16 protein-coding genes and 1 pseudogene are annotated in these 15437 nt (G+C 54.9%); 9 read left to right on the forward strand and 8 right to left on the reverse strand.

The window, feature by feature from the left end:
• From J2T58_RS07720 to J2T58_RS07755, 8 genes and pseudogenes are all read right to left on the reverse strand, one after another.
• A pseudogene (locus J2T58_RS07720) lies at window positions 1-308 on the reverse strand (formylmethanofuran dehydrogenase subunit B); the annotation flags it as partial.
• A 9-nt stretch (window positions 309-317) separates the two neighbouring features.
• On the reverse strand, window positions 318-719 hold the full coding sequence (locus J2T58_RS07725) for a molybdopterin dinucleotide binding domain-containing protein (protein WP_253488541.1): 402 nt from the start codon (window positions 717-719) through the stop codon (window positions 318-320).
• Window positions 720-733: 14 nt separating this feature from the next.
• On the reverse strand, window positions 734-1159 hold the full coding sequence (locus J2T58_RS07730; RefSeq protein WP_253488543.1) for a hydrogenase iron-sulfur subunit: 426 nt from the start codon (window positions 1157-1159) through the stop codon (window positions 734-736).
• The gene (locus J2T58_RS07735) at window positions 1160-3181 is read right to left on the reverse strand and encodes a CoB--CoM heterodisulfide reductase iron-sulfur subunit A family protein (RefSeq protein ID WP_253488545.1); all 2022 of its coding nucleotides are present in this window, start codon (window positions 3179-3181) and stop codon (window positions 1160-1162) included.
• Window positions 3182-3189: 8 nt separating this feature from the next.
• Window positions 3190-4107, reverse strand: a complete 918-nt coding sequence (gene hdrB, locus J2T58_RS07740) for a CoB--CoM heterodisulfide reductase subunit B (protein ID WP_253488547.1) — start codon at window positions 4105-4107, stop codon at window positions 3190-3192.
• Complete coding sequence (gene hdrC / locus J2T58_RS07745; protein ID WP_253488549.1) at window positions 4107-4688, reverse strand: CoB--CoM heterodisulfide reductase subunit C; 582 nt, start codon at window positions 4686-4688, stop codon at window positions 4107-4109. The genes hdrB and hdrC overlap by 1 nt, the downstream gene beginning before the upstream one ends.
• A 10-nt stretch (window positions 4689-4698) precedes the next feature.
• Entirely contained in the window at window positions 4699-5874 is a 1176-nt protein-coding gene (locus J2T58_RS07750; RefSeq protein ID WP_253488551.1) for a 4Fe-4S binding protein, read from the reverse strand.
• Window positions 5875-5906: 32 nt separating this feature from the next.
• A complete protein-coding gene (locus tag J2T58_RS07755) occupies window positions 5907-6188 on the reverse strand; it encodes a 4Fe-4S binding protein (protein ID WP_253488665.1) in 282 nt (93 codons plus the stop codon).
• Between the two features lie 514 nt (window positions 6189-6702).
• Between J2T58_RS07755 and fhcD the strand changes: the two genes are divergently transcribed.
• The 9 genes from fhcD (at window position 6703) to J2T58_RS07800 (ending at window position 15435) form a co-directional block, all read left to right on the forward strand.
• Window positions 6703-7584: a formylmethanofuran--tetrahydromethanopterin N-formyltransferase gene (gene fhcD, locus J2T58_RS07760; RefSeq protein WP_253488554.1), complete on the forward strand. Its 882-nt coding sequence runs from the start codon at window positions 6703-6705 to the stop codon at window positions 7582-7584.
• A gap of 190 nt (window positions 7585-7774) precedes the next feature.
• Window positions 7775-8665 carry a methanogenesis marker protein 11 gene (mmp11, locus tag J2T58_RS07765; protein ID WP_253488556.1) on the forward strand — a complete coding sequence of 297 codons (891 nt, stop codon included), beginning with the start codon at window positions 7775-7777 and terminating at the stop codon, window positions 8663-8665.
• Entirely contained in the window at window positions 8647-9618 is a 972-nt protein-coding gene (locus tag J2T58_RS07770) for a radical SAM protein (protein ID WP_253488557.1), read from the forward strand. The genes mmp11 and J2T58_RS07770 overlap by 19 nt, the downstream gene beginning before the upstream one ends.
• On the forward strand, window positions 9615-10886 hold the full coding sequence (locus tag J2T58_RS07775) for a thiamine pyrophosphate-dependent enzyme (RefSeq protein ID WP_253488559.1): 1272 nt from the start codon (window positions 9615-9617) through the stop codon (window positions 10884-10886). Before J2T58_RS07770 ends, J2T58_RS07775 begins: the two co-directional genes overlap by 4 nt.
• On the forward strand, window positions 10867-11997 hold the full coding sequence (locus J2T58_RS07780) for a homocitrate synthase family protein (protein ID WP_253488561.1): 1131 nt from the start codon (window positions 10867-10869) through the stop codon (window positions 11995-11997). Before J2T58_RS07775 ends, J2T58_RS07780 begins: the two co-directional genes overlap by 20 nt.
• Window positions 11994-13214 (forward strand): 3-isopropylmalate dehydratase/homoaconitate hydratase family large subunit, encoded by a 1221-nt coding sequence (locus J2T58_RS07785; protein ID WP_253488563.1) that lies wholly within the window; start codon window positions 11994-11996, stop codon window positions 13212-13214. The genes J2T58_RS07780 and J2T58_RS07785 overlap by 4 nt, the downstream gene beginning before the upstream one ends.
• On the forward strand, window positions 13207-13677 hold the full coding sequence (locus tag J2T58_RS07790) for a LeuD/DmdB family oxidoreductase small subunit (RefSeq protein ID WP_253488565.1): 471 nt from the start codon (window positions 13207-13209) through the stop codon (window positions 13675-13677). The genes J2T58_RS07785 and J2T58_RS07790 overlap by 8 nt, the downstream gene beginning before the upstream one ends.
• Window positions 13674-14480: a DUF7714 family protein gene (locus J2T58_RS07795; RefSeq protein ID WP_253488567.1), complete on the forward strand. Its 807-nt coding sequence runs from the start codon at window positions 13674-13676 to the stop codon at window positions 14478-14480. Before J2T58_RS07790 ends, J2T58_RS07795 begins: the two co-directional genes overlap by 4 nt.
• Complete coding sequence (locus tag J2T58_RS07800) at window positions 14473-15435, forward strand: isocitrate/isopropylmalate dehydrogenase family protein (protein WP_253488569.1); 963 nt, start codon at window positions 14473-14475, stop codon at window positions 15433-15435. Before J2T58_RS07795 ends, J2T58_RS07800 begins: the two co-directional genes overlap by 8 nt.
• Window positions 15436-15437: the final 2 nt, after the last annotated feature.

Raw genomic sequence — 15437 nt, forward strand, 5'->3', positions numbered from 1 at the left:
ACGCTTATCGCCTCGCAGGAGGTCGATGACCAGCCATACATCAGGGGTTTCTTTGCGTCATAGAGGATCTTTGCGGTGTATTTTGCCGCCTCCTCATAGGTGACGTCTGTCCAGTTCCCGTCTTCATCCTGCATCCGGGGCCGGGTGATCCGGTCTTCTGCCTGAGCATGAAGGAACTTCTCTGCACCGATGGCACAGGCATGATAGACCTCCTTGATCTTCTTGCCGTCATCGGAGAGCTCGATCTCAAGATCATCACAGAGCGTCCCGCAGAAGGTGCATATTACATCTGATACGATATTTGCCATAGACTTTCCTCACACCTTGAGTCCGCATGCCCTGCGAACAACTTCCAGGGAGTCGTATATCGGCTCGTTGATGGCAACCTCAACCTCAATTGGTACGCCCTTGAAGGTCGGCATTCCGATTGAGTGTGTGTTTGGATCAACGACCATGTTTGACCATGGCCCCATCGGCATGTAGGCATCGCCAGGGTGGAGACCCTGGTCTGCTACTACGGCCTTGACGATGACGCTGCCAAACTCGTTAAAGACGCGGACGTTTGTGTTCTTCCAGACGTTGAGTCTCTTCATATCCTCAGGGGTCATCTCGATGATGGCGGCGGCCTTTGTATAGGCCTTTCTGTGTTTACCGCCTTCCATCGTTGCTCCCTGCTGAATGGTTCGTCCGGTGAGCAGGTTCAATGTAATCTTTGTCACGTTTTCAGCCTCCTCTATTCGTATCCGAACTCCTTCAGCGGGCTTGGTCCGAGTTCATTGACTGTCTTGACGACATCGCTGACGACCATTGCCCACTTTGCTCCCTCAGAAGCTGAGACGAATGTCATTCTGAGCCGCTTGTCTTCAAGGCCCATGTTCTTGAGGACACTCTTCATGAGGAACATCCTCTTTGCCGCCTTGTAGTTCCCTTCAAGGTAGTGGCAGTCCCCGAAGTGGCATCCTGAGATGAGAACGCCGTCTGCTCCGTCGATGAAGGCCTTCATGACGAAGAGGGTATCGACCCGTCCGGTACACATGACACGTACTGTCCTGATGTCAGGCGGGTACTGTGTCCGTGCACTTCCTGCCAGGTCTGCACCTGCGTAGGAACACCAGTTGCAGATGATCCCGAAGATCTTTGGCTTCCACTCGTCTGACATTTACTGTTCACCTCCAAGGAGGAACGCATCAATCTGCGCAACAATCTGTGGTGTGGTGAAGTGCTGCATCCAGATGGCACCGCCAGGGCAGAACCCTCCGCATGTACCGCATCCTTTGCATTTTGCCTCTGTCACCTGCATAACCTCGCGGCCATCCTTCTCGACGAGGGCGAGTGCTGAGTATGGGCACTGGTCGATGCACATGCCACAGCCTGCACACTTGTCATCGATACACATGGCGAAGTATGGCTCAAGCTCGACTTCTCCGACATGGATCGGGATCGATGCTGCTGCCGCTGCTCCTTCTGCCTGTGCGACCGTGTCAGGGATATCCTTTGGTCCCTGGCAGACACCTGCAAGGAAGACACCTGCTGTCGTTGTACCGCATGGGTTCAGCTTGGGGTGGCCTTCAAGGAGCCATCCGTCACCGGAGCATGAGATACCAAAGAGGTTTCTGACATGTGTCGTCTCTGCTGTTGGCTGTACTGCAGATGCAAGAACAACCATATCAAGCTCGATATCAACCGGCTGGCCAAGGAGTGTGTCCTCGGTGATGACACGGAGGTTCTTTGTGATCGGATCCTCTTCGATCTTGGCGACACGTCCACGGATGAACTTGGCTCCCTCGTCCTGGATACGGTAGTAGAACTCCTCGTACATCTTTCCGAATGACCGGATATCCATGTAGAAGATGTATGGCTGTGCGCCAGGGATCTTTTCATGTATCTGGTGGGCGTGTTTGAGCGAGTACATACAGCAGAACCTGCTGCAGTACGGCTTGCCGATGCCGGTGTTGTCACGTGATCCTGCACAGAGGACGAAACCGACTCTCTTTGGAACCTCTCCATCGCTTGGCCTGATTACTTTGCCGCCGGTTGGACCGGATGCGCAGATGAGACGCTCAAACTCGAGTGCGTTGATGACATTGTCATACCGCTTGTATCCCCACTCGGTCTTCTTCTCGATTGGGAAGAGCTCGTATCCGACGGCGAGAACTGCTGTTCCTACCTTGACGGTGACAAATTCGTCTTCCTGTTCAAGATCAATGGCCTTCTTGTCGCCACAGATATCGACACAGAGGTTACACTTCACACAGGAGTCGAAGTCAACTGTATAGATGAGCGGAACGACCTGTGCGTGGTAGATATAGATCGCCTTGCGTGGTGCCATCCCCATCTCGAACGGGTTTGGCTTGATGACGGGGCAGACTCCTTCACAGTCGCCACACCCGTTGCATCCTCCACCGACGATGCCGCGTGCCTCAGCCTCGGCAGGGGTGAGGACACCACGTGCCTTCTTCCGGAGTGTTACATCGAAGTTTCCGATATATCCCTCGACCTTCTCGACCTCGGTATAGGTCATCATCTCGATGTTTGGATGCCTGTCGATATCCACCATCTTCGGTGTCAGGATACACTGTGAACAGTCGAGTGTCGGGAATGTCTTGTCAAGCTGCGACATCCTGCCGCCGATTGTCGGGGACTTCTCGATAAGATAGGTCTTGATCCCTGAGCTTGCAAGATCGAGTGCTGCCTGAATACCTCCGACACCTGCTCCGACGACCATTGCGGCGTGCTCGACCGGCACGGACTTTGGATAGAGATCCTCAAGGAGTGATGCCTTGGCAACTGCCATCTTGAGAGCATCTTTCGCCTTGTCGGTTGCACCCTGCCTGTCGTGCATGTGAACCCATGAGTTCTGCTCGCGGATGTTTGCCATCTCGAACCTGAACGGATTCAGTCCACCCTCTTTGGATGCTGTCCTGAATGTCGGTTCGTGAAGACGTGGAGAACATGCAGCAACAACGATGCCGGTGAGGTTGTGCTCTTTGATATGCTCTTCGATCTTCTTCTGTCCCGGGGTTGAACACATGTACTGGTATTCATCTACCAGGACGACATTCGGGATTTCTTTGGAATACTCTTCAAGTTCCTTAATGTCCATAGAACCAGCGATGTTGGTACCACAGTGACAGATATATACACCAACTCGTGGTTTTTGTGATTTTGCTTCGTCAGCCATAGTGCACCTCACTGGAGTTTGTTCAGGAATGGTTCGCAGGAGATTCCATGGAGATCAAGCGCAAGCTCCTGCGGGCTCATGCCCTGTGCAAGGCCGAGCAGCTCACTGAAGTGAAGAACAGGTACTGACCATTCCATACCGAACTTCTCTCCGATCTCGATCTGGCCACGGTCAAACTGAAGTTGACAGAATGGGCAGATATCGGTTATTGCGTCCACACCGACCTCATTCATATTGATCAGCTTCTCGTTGGTGATGTCGAGGGCATGGGCGATATCATATCCACGGACACCGCCGCCTGCGCCACAGCACTGCATCTTGTTGCGGTACTGGACCGGCTCTGCACCAAGTGCGCCAACGAGCTCTTCCATCCACATCGGGTTCTCGGTATCTCCGACAGCCTCGACCTCAAACTCACGGTCTTTCCGTGGCTTGATGAGGTGGCATCCGTAGTGGACGGCGATCTTGACGCCCTTGAGGGGTGTTGTCACGCTGTCGGCGAGTTTTGCCACACCACAGATCGCTTCATCATAGTAGATCTCAGCAAGGTGGCGGACATCGATGGTTCCCTTAAACTCCATATCGATCTCTTTGAGGACTTCGTTGACGTCGTCCCTGAGCTCGTCATGGTGTTTGAGCTTGTGGTTAACCTCCCAGATTGACTTGTAACAGCCGTTGCAGATGAGGGCGATATCCATATTCATCTGCTCTGCAAGGACAAGGTTCCGTGCTGCCATTGACATCCAGACCTTCAGGTCGATGGATCCGAATGCACCTGGTGCAGGACAGCATGATGCTCCTTTGAGAGGTACAAGGTCGATACCAACGTTCCTACTGGTCTTGATGGCTGCTGCCTCAATGCCAGGGTACCGGTTTGGTGCGATGCATCCAAGGAAGAATGCGTATTGATGTGCTTTTCCTGACATTACTGACCCTCCGCCAGAATTTCATCAGCTTTGTCCTTCAGGCCATAGTGGTCGAGGATCTTCTGAATTCCTGGGATAAAGTCCGGATATTTTGCTGTCGTCTCAGGTTCGGCTTCGAGTCCGAGTCTGACACGGGCTGCACGGTTCACATCGTTATTTGGAACCCCGTGCCCGGTCTTATAGATGAACTGAACGGTGTTTAAGAAGTTCCGTGGAACAATCTCGCGTTTAAATGCCAGATTCCTCATCGCCATGATAATATCGGTCGGGGCGATATCACGGGGGCACCGGTCAGTGCATGAGTAGCAGGTGGTGCAGAGCCAGAGATCCGGGTCGGTCAGTGCATCATTTTCAAGTCCGAGGACAGCCCGGCGAACAAACTTCCGAATCCGGTAGGAGCTCCTCGGTGCTGATGGACATGACCCTGTGCAGGTACCACACTGGTAGCACATATGGGCGACGGTCATCCCGATCTTCTCAACATTCTTGAGGAAGTCTTCGGATGACTCTTCTGGACGGTAGTATCTGTCGGCGAGCCGGACAGACAGGTTTTCGTCGGAGTAACCTTTTGCTTTTGCCATAATGAAAACCTCACGCAGTCTCCATTCTCTTCAGCTGAACCTCTCCGATCTTTGCCTGGTCTTCCCGCACCTGTGAGGTCCGTGGAGTCAGAAGCTTCGCTTTGATCGTCTTGAAAAGGTCCGTCTCTTTGCCTTTGACCCTGATTCCGGTCCTCTTGAGAACGATGATATCTTCACCCGGGCAGGCGTTGACACATGCGCCACAGAGCATGCAGAAGTCCTTGTTCACGGCAATGACGTCTTCCTGCTCCCTCTTCAGCTCCTTTGCGGGCTTGGGGCTAGGCAGATAGATTGCATTGCAGGGGCAGACCTCGACACAGGTTGAACACCCTGACGGGCACTTCTCTGCATTGAAGGTGATGTCTCCCTCAAAGATCTTCTCGACGGTGATCGCCTCTTCCGGACAGTTCTTCGAACACCAGGTGCATGTACAGCACTCTTCCTGGATGATCGTGACGGTTCCGGGGAGCTTCTTGGACTCGACCGTCCTCTCGACGGTGATCGCCTCTTCCGGACATGCCTCGGCACAGACCTTGCATGTATCACAGAGGCTCTCGTCCCAGACAACCTCTCCATCAACAGCCCCTGTCTCGGGGGTGAATGGCTTGTGCTTCACGTAGATTGCGGGGCAGATTGCGCCGCAGATGCCACAGTAGTTGCATTTCTCGTCATCAACGACAAAGTCGGTCTTCGCCGTCAGTGCGTTCTGACGTGCAACACCCTCGTCATCTGCTCCCTCAAAAACAGGGACGTCGCGGTCAATTGCCTCACGTGGGCAGATTTCGTCACAGATGGTACAGCGGACACATTTCTCGTCATCGATCTCTGTGACCATATCATACTGTGGGAAGCCTTCGTTCTCCAGAATCGGGAGTTTCTCTTCTCCGTCTATCTCCAGGGACAGTGCGTTGAACGGGCACATAATGACGCAGACACCACAGTAGGAGCATTTCTCAGCATCGACGCTCACGGGGGCGTCGTCTACTGGTGATACTGCTCCCCTGCGGATGGCTCCGACAAGGCCGAGGGTAATTGCCTCTTCCGGGCAGGCCTCGACACAGATGCCACATCCTGTGCAGGTTTCGCTGTCTAAGATCAGGTTATTGGTATGCTGCAGGAGCTTCTGCTCCATAACAACCTTTACGCCATCTCTTGTCCTGGAGAATTTTGGGTACAAATTGCTCATAGCCATTGTAAAATCCCTCTCTTCTCCTCCAATCAGTGGTAAGCTCCGGCACCCTGAACAGGCGCCCGGATGGTCTCCCACGGTCCTACCAGTCGAATAACATTGTATGGACATGCCTCGACGCATACGCCGCATCCGGCGCAGAGCTCGCTGTTGACGTCAAGTACGATCGCCTTTCCGTCGCGTACAGAGTAGATCTTGTCATTTGTGACGGGATCTACTGTGTAAAGCTCCAATGCGTTTACCGGGCATGCAACAACACAATTGTTACAACCAGTACAACGCTCCAAATTGATATGCATTGCAAACGCCATGCTATCATGCACCAGCCTTTCTATCGATATACAATCGATTACAGGAATGGTTGTTAGATAAGATAGATAAACTTTCTTAATTTTTCTGGAGTTTATCTCCATGATAATCCCCCTAAATTAAGATATAGTAGTTAATTTCCCCTTCCGATCCTGCCAAAGTGCTTTCTTTAAGGGGGTTCATTATGCGCTCTGATACGGGAAATGAAGATATTTATTGTTTAATTTTTATGTAATGAAATGTCAGCAGGTCTGGTCTTTCACCTTTGATCCTCTGACTTTGAGAATAGATCGCATGGGGTTTAGTGTCGGATGATCTCCAGGTGATGTATCATCACCTGCCGGTGCAACACACCCGGGGCCGGTTGTTGAGGATGCAGGAATCAATACCCCTGATCTGATCATTTATTATTATGCCTGAGCTGGGTGCTCTTCTCTGGGGGTACTCTGTCTGAAGTACAAAGAGAAATCTTCTTTTATCCATCTCCCACATCTGATCATAGACGAAGGTGTCATAATGGAGTACAATGGAGTCATTATTGAGAATACCTACGCAGAAGGGTTCCCGACCTGGGTCTCCCGCGTAATCATAACCGCAGTGACGAAGGAATGGGCCTACAAGGCAGCAGTGGAAGCAACCGGATTTGCGACATCCACCATCGGATGCCCCGCTGAGGCCGGCATCGAGCGGTTCGTTCCTGCAGAAGAGACCCCCGACGGCCGGCCAGGCTATGCCATCCTTATCTGTGTCGGAAAGAAGAAGCTGAAGGAGCAGCTTGTTGAGCGTATCGCCGAGTGTGTTCTGACAGCCCCGACGACTGCGGCATTCAATGGTCTTGATGCAGAAGAGAAACTTCCGGTGAAGCTTCACTTCTTCGGTGACGGGTATGAGTCCAAGGTGACCGTTGGTGACCGTGACTGCTGGTCGATCCCGATCATGGGTGGCGACTTCATCATCGAGGAGGAGTACGGAGCAGTGAAGGGTGTTGCTGGTGGAAACTTCCTGATATTAGGTGAAAACCAGATGGCAGCCCTCGTTGCAGCAGAGGCAGCGGTCGATGCAATCGCCCTCGTACCCGGTGTCATCACCCCCTTCCCCGGTGGCATTGTCTCAAGCGGCTCAAAAGTCGGGAGCAAGAAGTACAAGTTCATGGGAGCCTCCACCAACGAGGCATTCTGTCCGACCATCCGTGAGAAGGTCGAGGGTACCGAAGTTCCTGAAGGTGTCGGTTCGATCTACGAGATCGTCATCGATGGTGTCGATGAGGCAGCCGTGAAGGCAGCGATGGCGGCCGGTGTCAAAGCGGCATGCAAGGTACCTGGTGTCAAACAGATCTCTGCTGGAAACTACGGCGGATCCCTCGGTCCCTTCAAGTTCCAGCTTCATGAACTCTTCTAATCCTTTTTTTCCCGCAGGATCGAACATCTTATATGATCTTGTAGCCGATTATTCTGTTAACGAAATTATCGGCAATAAGAGTGGCTCAGAATCCAATGCCTGACACCTTCCGGGGGTGGCGGCTTCATTCATTCAGCCGATATGATCGTACGACTCACCGTACATTGAATAATCATACTGGCGGCTCATCATGCAGAGTATCAATGACCCCTATTCAATCATATACCCCGAGATCCTCGGGATTGCATCAGAGGATGGAACCTCTGTCGAACTGATCGAGCGGTTTGACTGTATCGGGGGGGCGATGTGGGTGAGGCATCACTACGCGAAGAGCCCCCTTGTCCGGCATGTCAGGACCCTCGGGCTGACGAACCGGTACTTTTTAACACCCGGGGCAGTGGATCTCGATCTCGTCGGTTCACGCTTCCCCGCTGGTATTGCCAGGGTTTCAGCCTCTGACTCTGAGATCGGGATCACCTACATCGGGATGGGTGGTGGTGGCGTCGGGGCTTCCATCTGCCGTGCCGGTGCAACAGGCGTGATCCGCTCGGAATCGGATCCCTGTGGTGGTGGAAAGATTGCAGGCTCACGGATCGTCCTTCCACGCCGCCAGCGGCTGATCATTGGTGTTGACGATACCGATACCCCTGATGCAGGGGCAACCTGGACCCTCTGCCATAATATCGCAGAGGCAGTCTGCGACGATGCGACCCGATACCTCTCCCATACCATCACCCAGCTCTACCCTGTCGCCTACAGGACGAAGAACTGTGTCGCGGTTGCGTGCGAATTTGCAACGGCCGACCCTGCCGGATGTATCGATCGGTTTGAGAACCTTCTCATGGAGCATACCCTCTCCGATGAGACCGGGATGGCGGCATACACCGGGTTTGATCCCTCCCCTCTCCTTGAGTATGGCTGGAAGGTGAAACGTGGTGAGATCACCCGGTCGGAGATGGACGACCTCCTCCCGCTTCTCGATGTCAGAGCCGCCGGGCGGGGGCTGATCGGTGCAGTTGCGGCGATTCCGTTTGCGACACGATTTGATGAGGCACTCCTCTTATGCGATGGCACGAACTAAAGGCAGGGCTCCTTGCAACCGGATCATGCAGAGTCACCGGTGCCGATGCATCATCCTATATTGAGCGGTCCGCTGCCGGACCGGGCGCCGGCGGTTCCGGCTCACTCTTCTTCTCAACAGGTGGCAGGAGAATCCGTCTCTCCATCTCCCATGATTCTCCAATTGAGATACGGCATCTTGGAGGTGGAGAGGCGATCCTTCGGCACGGATCAACAGAGTGCACCGGAATCCTTGAGCAGGTCGGTCTTCACTGCCCCCGCCAGGCATATATCACCGTCACCGGGAGGTGCATCTTCTCCTGTAGATACTGCCCCGTCCCCGGAACTGATGGGCGGATCAAAACACCGGATGAGATTGCAGCAATGATCGCCGGTGTCCGGGAGAGGATCGATGCCATATCCCTGACAAGCGGCGTCCTTGAATCGATCGATGATGAGGAGCGGCGGGTGCGTGCGGTTCTGAGACGGATCGGGGAGGTGGAGATACCGATCGGGGTCTCCATCTATCCGGGCCGGGATACGCCGGATAATCTCTATGCAGACGGTGTTTCAGAGGTGAAGTTCAATCTTGAGGCGGCAACACCCACCCTTTTTGAAGAGATGTGCCCGCCCCTCTCCTGGGATGGTGTTATCAGGGCACTCGATCGTTCAGTCGAACTCTTTGGGGAAGGGCATGTCTTCTCAAATGTTATAATCGGCCTTGGAGAGAGCGATGAGGAGATGGAGGCATGTATCGAACTCCTCACCGGGAGGGGGGTGATCCCGGTGCTCCGCCCCCTCACTCCCGCCGCTGCCCTGCAGTCCTTTTCGCGTCCGGGAAGAGATCGCCTGCTCAGAACCGCAGCTCTCCATGCCCGATGGCTGAAGAAGGCGGGGCTTGATACACGGACTGCAGAGACGATGTGCACCCTCTGCACAGGATGCGACATCGTTCCGGGGAGGGACTGTCCATGAAAGGGTATGAGGTGATTGCTCACCATCTGAAGGAATGTGCCGAGGCGATCTATACCGTCCCCGGTTATCCGGTAACGGAGATTGGAACTGTGGTATCCGCAGAGACGGTCATTAACGAGAAGGTCGCCCTTGAGTATGCCCTGGGTGACTCCCTCTCCAGGCGGCGTTCTGCGGTCATCGTCAAACATGTCGGGATGAATGCACTCGCGGACCCCCTCATCAATGCTACAACCCAGGGGCTCATCGCTGGTGTCGTCATCATCGCCGGTGATGATCCTCTTGCTGTATCTTCTCAGAATGCCCAGGACTCACGGTACTATGGTGAGATTGCACAATGCCCGGTGATCGAGCCTGGGGAAGAGACGGTGAACGAGGCGGTGGCAACCGCATTTGAAGTATCGGAACGCTTCTCAAGGATTACAATCCTTCGGGTCACCCCAAAACTTCTTGATGCTGAGACCGAATGTGGCGATACCATCCAGATGATACGAAAAGGACGTCTTGCAGAGGCTGACCTGACGATAGCGGGCAGGGTGACCCGTGCTGAGAAGGGAACCGGCGGACTCTTCGCATGGGCTGCCGGATCCGGGCTGAACAGGATCAGAGAGGGTGATACCGGTGTCGGCGCCGTACTGGCACCCTCGCATGTCACCATCTCCTATCCTCCGCCAAAACTACCTCCCGGTTCGAAGATCCTTGAGATCGGGAGGCCGTTTGTGCGGGAGCACCAGTCGCTTCTCCCCCCGCCGGTCTCCAGGAACTCAGAACGCTTCTCAGATCGCGGGTACTACCGGACATTCTGCACAGCCTGTCCATACCGCCCGCTCTTCTCGGTTCTGGTGAAGCGGGGCATGAAGGTCATCCCGGATATCGGCTGTTCACTCCTCCTGCTGAATCCTCCTTATCAGGCAGGTATTGCAAGTTATGGTCTGGGTTCCTCCATTGCAGTTGCGGCGAAGAGTACCCGGGTTGCGGTTATCGGTGATGGCGCTCTCCTTCACTCAGGACTGAATGCCCTCATCGACTGCTATGAGATGGGCTATCCGCTCCTCTGTATCGTCCTTGAAAACCATTGTATGGCAATGACCGGCGGCCAGAGATCATATGATATCCGCCGGTACCTGGCATGGGCAGATCCGGTCATCATCCCTGCTGAAGATACCGACGCCCTTGAAACAATCCTTTCCCTTCCAGTGGAAGGCCCAAAGATCGTCATCGTTGAAGGTTCATGCCCGGAGGGTGCCTGTTATGAAAAAGTGGAATGTTGAGATATGTGATGTAACGCTCCGGGATGGTGAACAGACCCCTGGTGTATCATTCTCCGCCGAGGAGAAGTGCCGGATTGCAGAATTACTTGACAGCGTCGGTGTTGATGTCATCGAGGCGGGTTTTCCCGTCGTCTCGAAGAATGAGGCCGCCTGTGTCCGGAAGATCGTTGATCTGGATCTAGATGCACGGATCTGCTGCCTCTCACGAGCATTGAAGGATGATATCGACTGTGCGATCCGCTGCGACATTGATATGGTCAGCATCTTCATCGCTACATCGGATCTGCATATGAAGATCAAGTACAAAAAGCCGCGGGAAGAGGTCCTTGCAGGGGCGCTTGAGATGATCGAGTATGCTCATGACCATGGTCTCCAGGTCCGTTTTGCAGCAGAAGATGCATCACGAACGGATCTCTCCTTCCTCCGTGAGATGTACGCACAAGGTGCTGAATACGGTGCGAATTATGTCTCCTATGCCGACACCGTCGGATGCCTGACACCCCTTGAGATGAGCCGGGTCGTCGATGATCTCCTCACTGATCTTCCTATTCCGCTCTGCATCCATTGTCACGATGACATGGGGTGTGCAACTGCAAATACCATCACCGCAGCAGAACGGGGGGCATACCAGCTTCACACCACCGTCAACGGGATCGGTGAGCGTGCCGGAAACGCATCGCTTGAGGAGGTACTGACCGCAGTCCGGTTCAAAGGGGGTGTTGACCGGTATGATCTCTCCCACCTTCTGACACTAAGCACTGCCGTCTCGGAGGCATCAGGAATTCCCATATCAAAGACGAAGGCAATCGTCGGAGAGCATGCCTTTGCCCATGAATCCGGGATACATATCGCCGCACTCATCGAGGACTCCTCGACCTACGAATATATCCATCCCGCACTCGTCGGGGGGCAGCGGCACTACATCCTTGGAAAACATACCGGAAAGAAGGCGGTCGCCCATATCCTCAGATCGATGGGCCATGAGATCTCCGAAGCACAGATCTGCTGGATCCTCGATCAGGTCAAATCGAGGGGGGAGAGCAAATGCAGCATCACCCATGACCTCCTCCTCTCGCTCATCCATCAGGCAGAGGCTGAGGTGCTGCGATGAGCAGAACCCTCACAGAGCGGATACTGCAAGGGAATGCCGGTGAGTATGTCGATGCCCGGGTGGACCGGGCATATGTTCATGATGGAACCGGGGTCCTTACCCTCGCCTCGTTTCGTGAGATGGGCGTGCCAATAGGAATCGGCCCGGCACGGATCTCGGTCCTCTTTGACCATATATGCCCGGCGAACAATGGAACGACCGCAGATCTCCAGCGCGAACTCCGGCAGTACGCCTCATCAGCAGGCGTCCTCTTCTCAGACTGTGGCGGGGGAATCTGCCACCAGATCATGAGCGAAGGGTGTATCCTCCCCGGTGAGGTGGTGGTAGGTGCAGATTCACACTCCTGTACAGGCGGTGCATTCGGGGCATTTGCAACCGGTGTCGGCGCCACAGACATGGCAGCAATCTGGGCTTCGGGAGAGACATGGTTCCGGGTTCCCGAGACGATCGGGATCTCACTGGATGGCAGCCTCTCGCAGAGTGCAGAAGCCAAAGATGTCGCATTAACCGTCGTATCACGCCTTGGAATGGAGGGTGCCACATATGCGGCACTCGAATACACCGGTCCGGGTGCAGAAACGATCGATATGGATGGGAGGCTCTGCATCTGCAATATGGGTGTTGAGACCGGGGCAAAAAATGCACTTTTTTATGCAGACCCGGTCTGTCGTGAGTACCTGGCAGGATATGGCCATTCCGTTGAGACGCAGGTGCCGGAAGACTGTTCCTATCGCGAAGAGTGTACTATCGATCTCGATGATATCGTCCCGCTCGTTGCGCTTCCCCACCGTGTCGATTCGACCCGTCCGGTCGCTGATCTGGCAGGGACAGAGGTGGACCAGGTTCTCCTTGGAACCTGCACAAACGGCAGGTATACAGATCTCAAACGGTTTGCCGGCATGGTCCGGGGATCAAAGGTGAAGGTCCGGACGATCGTCGTCCCGGCATCCGCCCCGGTCCTCCTCCGTGCCACAGAGGATGGTATCATCGCCGATCTCATCGCTGCAGGCTGCATGGTGGTGACACCGGGGTGCGGTCCCTGCCTTGGCATTCATAGTGGTGTCCTCGGTGAAGGGGAGGTCTGCCTCTCGACGGCAAACCGTAACTTCAAAAACCGGATGGGCGTCGGTGGAGAGATCTACCTGGCATCTCCCGCGACCGCCGCGGCGACTGCCCTGAGCGGCGTTATCACCGAACCGGAGGTCTTCCATGCTTAAAGGAGAGGCAATCTGCCTTGGATCCGACATCGATACCGATCTTGTCATTGCAGGCCGGTATCTCAGGACGAAGGAGAAGGCTGTATGGGCAGCCCATGTCTTTGAGGATCTCGATCCGGCACTCGCCCCCCGGCTCTCAGGCGCCGTCATCGTCGCAGGCCGGAACTTCGGCTGCGGCTCATCACGTGAACAGGCACCTATTGCCCTGAAGGAAGCAGGGGTTGTTGCCGTCATCTCTCCCCTTTTCGCCCGTATTTTCTTTAGAAACGCAATCAACGTCGGACTGCCGGTTCTTGAGGCCAATATCCCGTCATGCAGCGATGGTGATGAGATCACCATTGATCTCGAAGCCGGATCATTTGAGCTGGGTGGAACGACCTACCCGTTCACCCCCCTCTCCCCCCGTATGCGCGAGATCCTCCATGCCGGAGGCCTCGTCAATTACTGGAGGGGGAAGGCATGATCTTTCCTCCCGAATGCAAGGTTGTCGGTCATGCCTTTGAGAAGCCTGTTGGAGATAAGGTGTACTTCCTCTCCGAATACCTCGTCAGGAGGGTCGAGGACGGGTTTGAACTCCTGAAAGTCACCCCGGATCCGGATGGCACCGGGATGATGCGCGATATTCTTCATGAAGAGGTGCTCTCGACCGCGGATGAGACGGTCCTGTACTCAGAGAGGGTCAATCAGCATGACCGGGCAGGCATGGTCCGGCGGGCTCTCTCGACCGGAAAACGGTGTACCATCTTCGGGGCGATGGATGAGCATATGAACTTCGTCCTCGATCCGGATCTCTCCCTCTTTCAAAAAGTCCATGTCTATGATATTCGGCCACCCCGGGCGAACCTCTCGGTAACCATCGAGGAGCTTGAAGAGGCCGGGCTTCTTGGAGAACTCAACTGCACCTTCTCCCATCACATCAGGGATATCTCAACGATCAATGCCGATGTCTTCCCCTGCCGGGCGGGAGGTTTCACCAGAACACTTGATATGGACCGGATGACAGGGGGTGAACGGGTCGCCGGATGTCTGACCGGGAAACAGCTGTATGAGGAGTGCTATGGCACAAACTACTCACGTATCGATATCTGCCCCCTCTCGCAGGTCAATGAAGAGCCGTTCATAGCCAGATGCTGCAGAAAAGAGAGGAGTGGTATCGGAGAGTATAACGGGTATTTTGGTGCTGTCGTTCACTGGGGCGCCTCCCCAAAGACCGTCCTCGATGCGGTCTATGGAATGGTTGCGGCATGGAGGGAACATCATGGTTAGGATCGCTGTTGTTCCCGGCGACGGCATCGGAAGTGAGGTGATCCCGGTTGCACAGGCAGTACTCGCCTCCCTTCACCCCGACTGGGACTTCTTTGAGGTCGAGGTCGGGTATGCCAGATGGCAGAGGGAAAAAACAGCATGCACAGATGATGATATCAGGGCGATGAGGAGTGCGGATGCGATCCTCTTTGGTGCGGTAACGACACCTCCTGATCCCTGCTATGACTCCGTCATCCTGAAGATCAGGCAGGACCTTGATCTCTATGCCAACCTCCGCCCTGTGAAAGGTGAGGGCTTTGATATCATGGTGGTGCGTGAGAATTCAGAGGGCCTCTACTCCGGGATCGAGTGGCGCGAGCGGGATCGCGCCTGCACGGTCCGCGTCGTCTCGGTCGCCGGGAGTATGCGTATCGGGCGGTACGCCTCCCGCCTGGCAGCGGCACGAGGGGTTCCCCTTACCATCGGGAATAAGGCAAATGTCATTAAATCTGATATCCTCTTCCGGGAGATCTGCTCGGCCGAGGCATCCCGGGCAGGGGTGCCCTATGAATCACGGTACATCGATGCCCTCGCCCTTGACATCCTGATGCATCCGGGTCGCTACCATGTCATCGTAACCACCAACATCTTCGGGGATATCCTCTCCGATGTCGCCGGGTATCTCGTCGGCGGGCTCGGCATGCTCCCTTCAGCCAATATCGGGGATCAGCATGCCCTCTTTGAGCCTGTCCATGGTTCGGCACCGGATATCGCAGGCCAGGGCATCGCAAACCCGATCGCCGCCGTCAGGAGTGCGGCGATGCTCCTCGATCACCTCGGGTATGTCGGTGAGGCAGCGAGGATTGAGGAGGCGATACTGTCTCTCCTCCACTCAGGGATCAGAACCCCCGATCTCGGTGGAGAGGCAACGACAGAGGAATTTGGAGCCGCTCTTCTTCTGGCACTCGGATTCTGACC

Source organism: Methanocalculus alkaliphilus (genome assembly GCF_024170505.1).
Taxonomy (GTDB): Archaea; Halobacteriota; Methanomicrobia; order Methanomicrobiales; family Methanocorpusculaceae; genus Methanocalculus; species Methanocalculus alkaliphilus.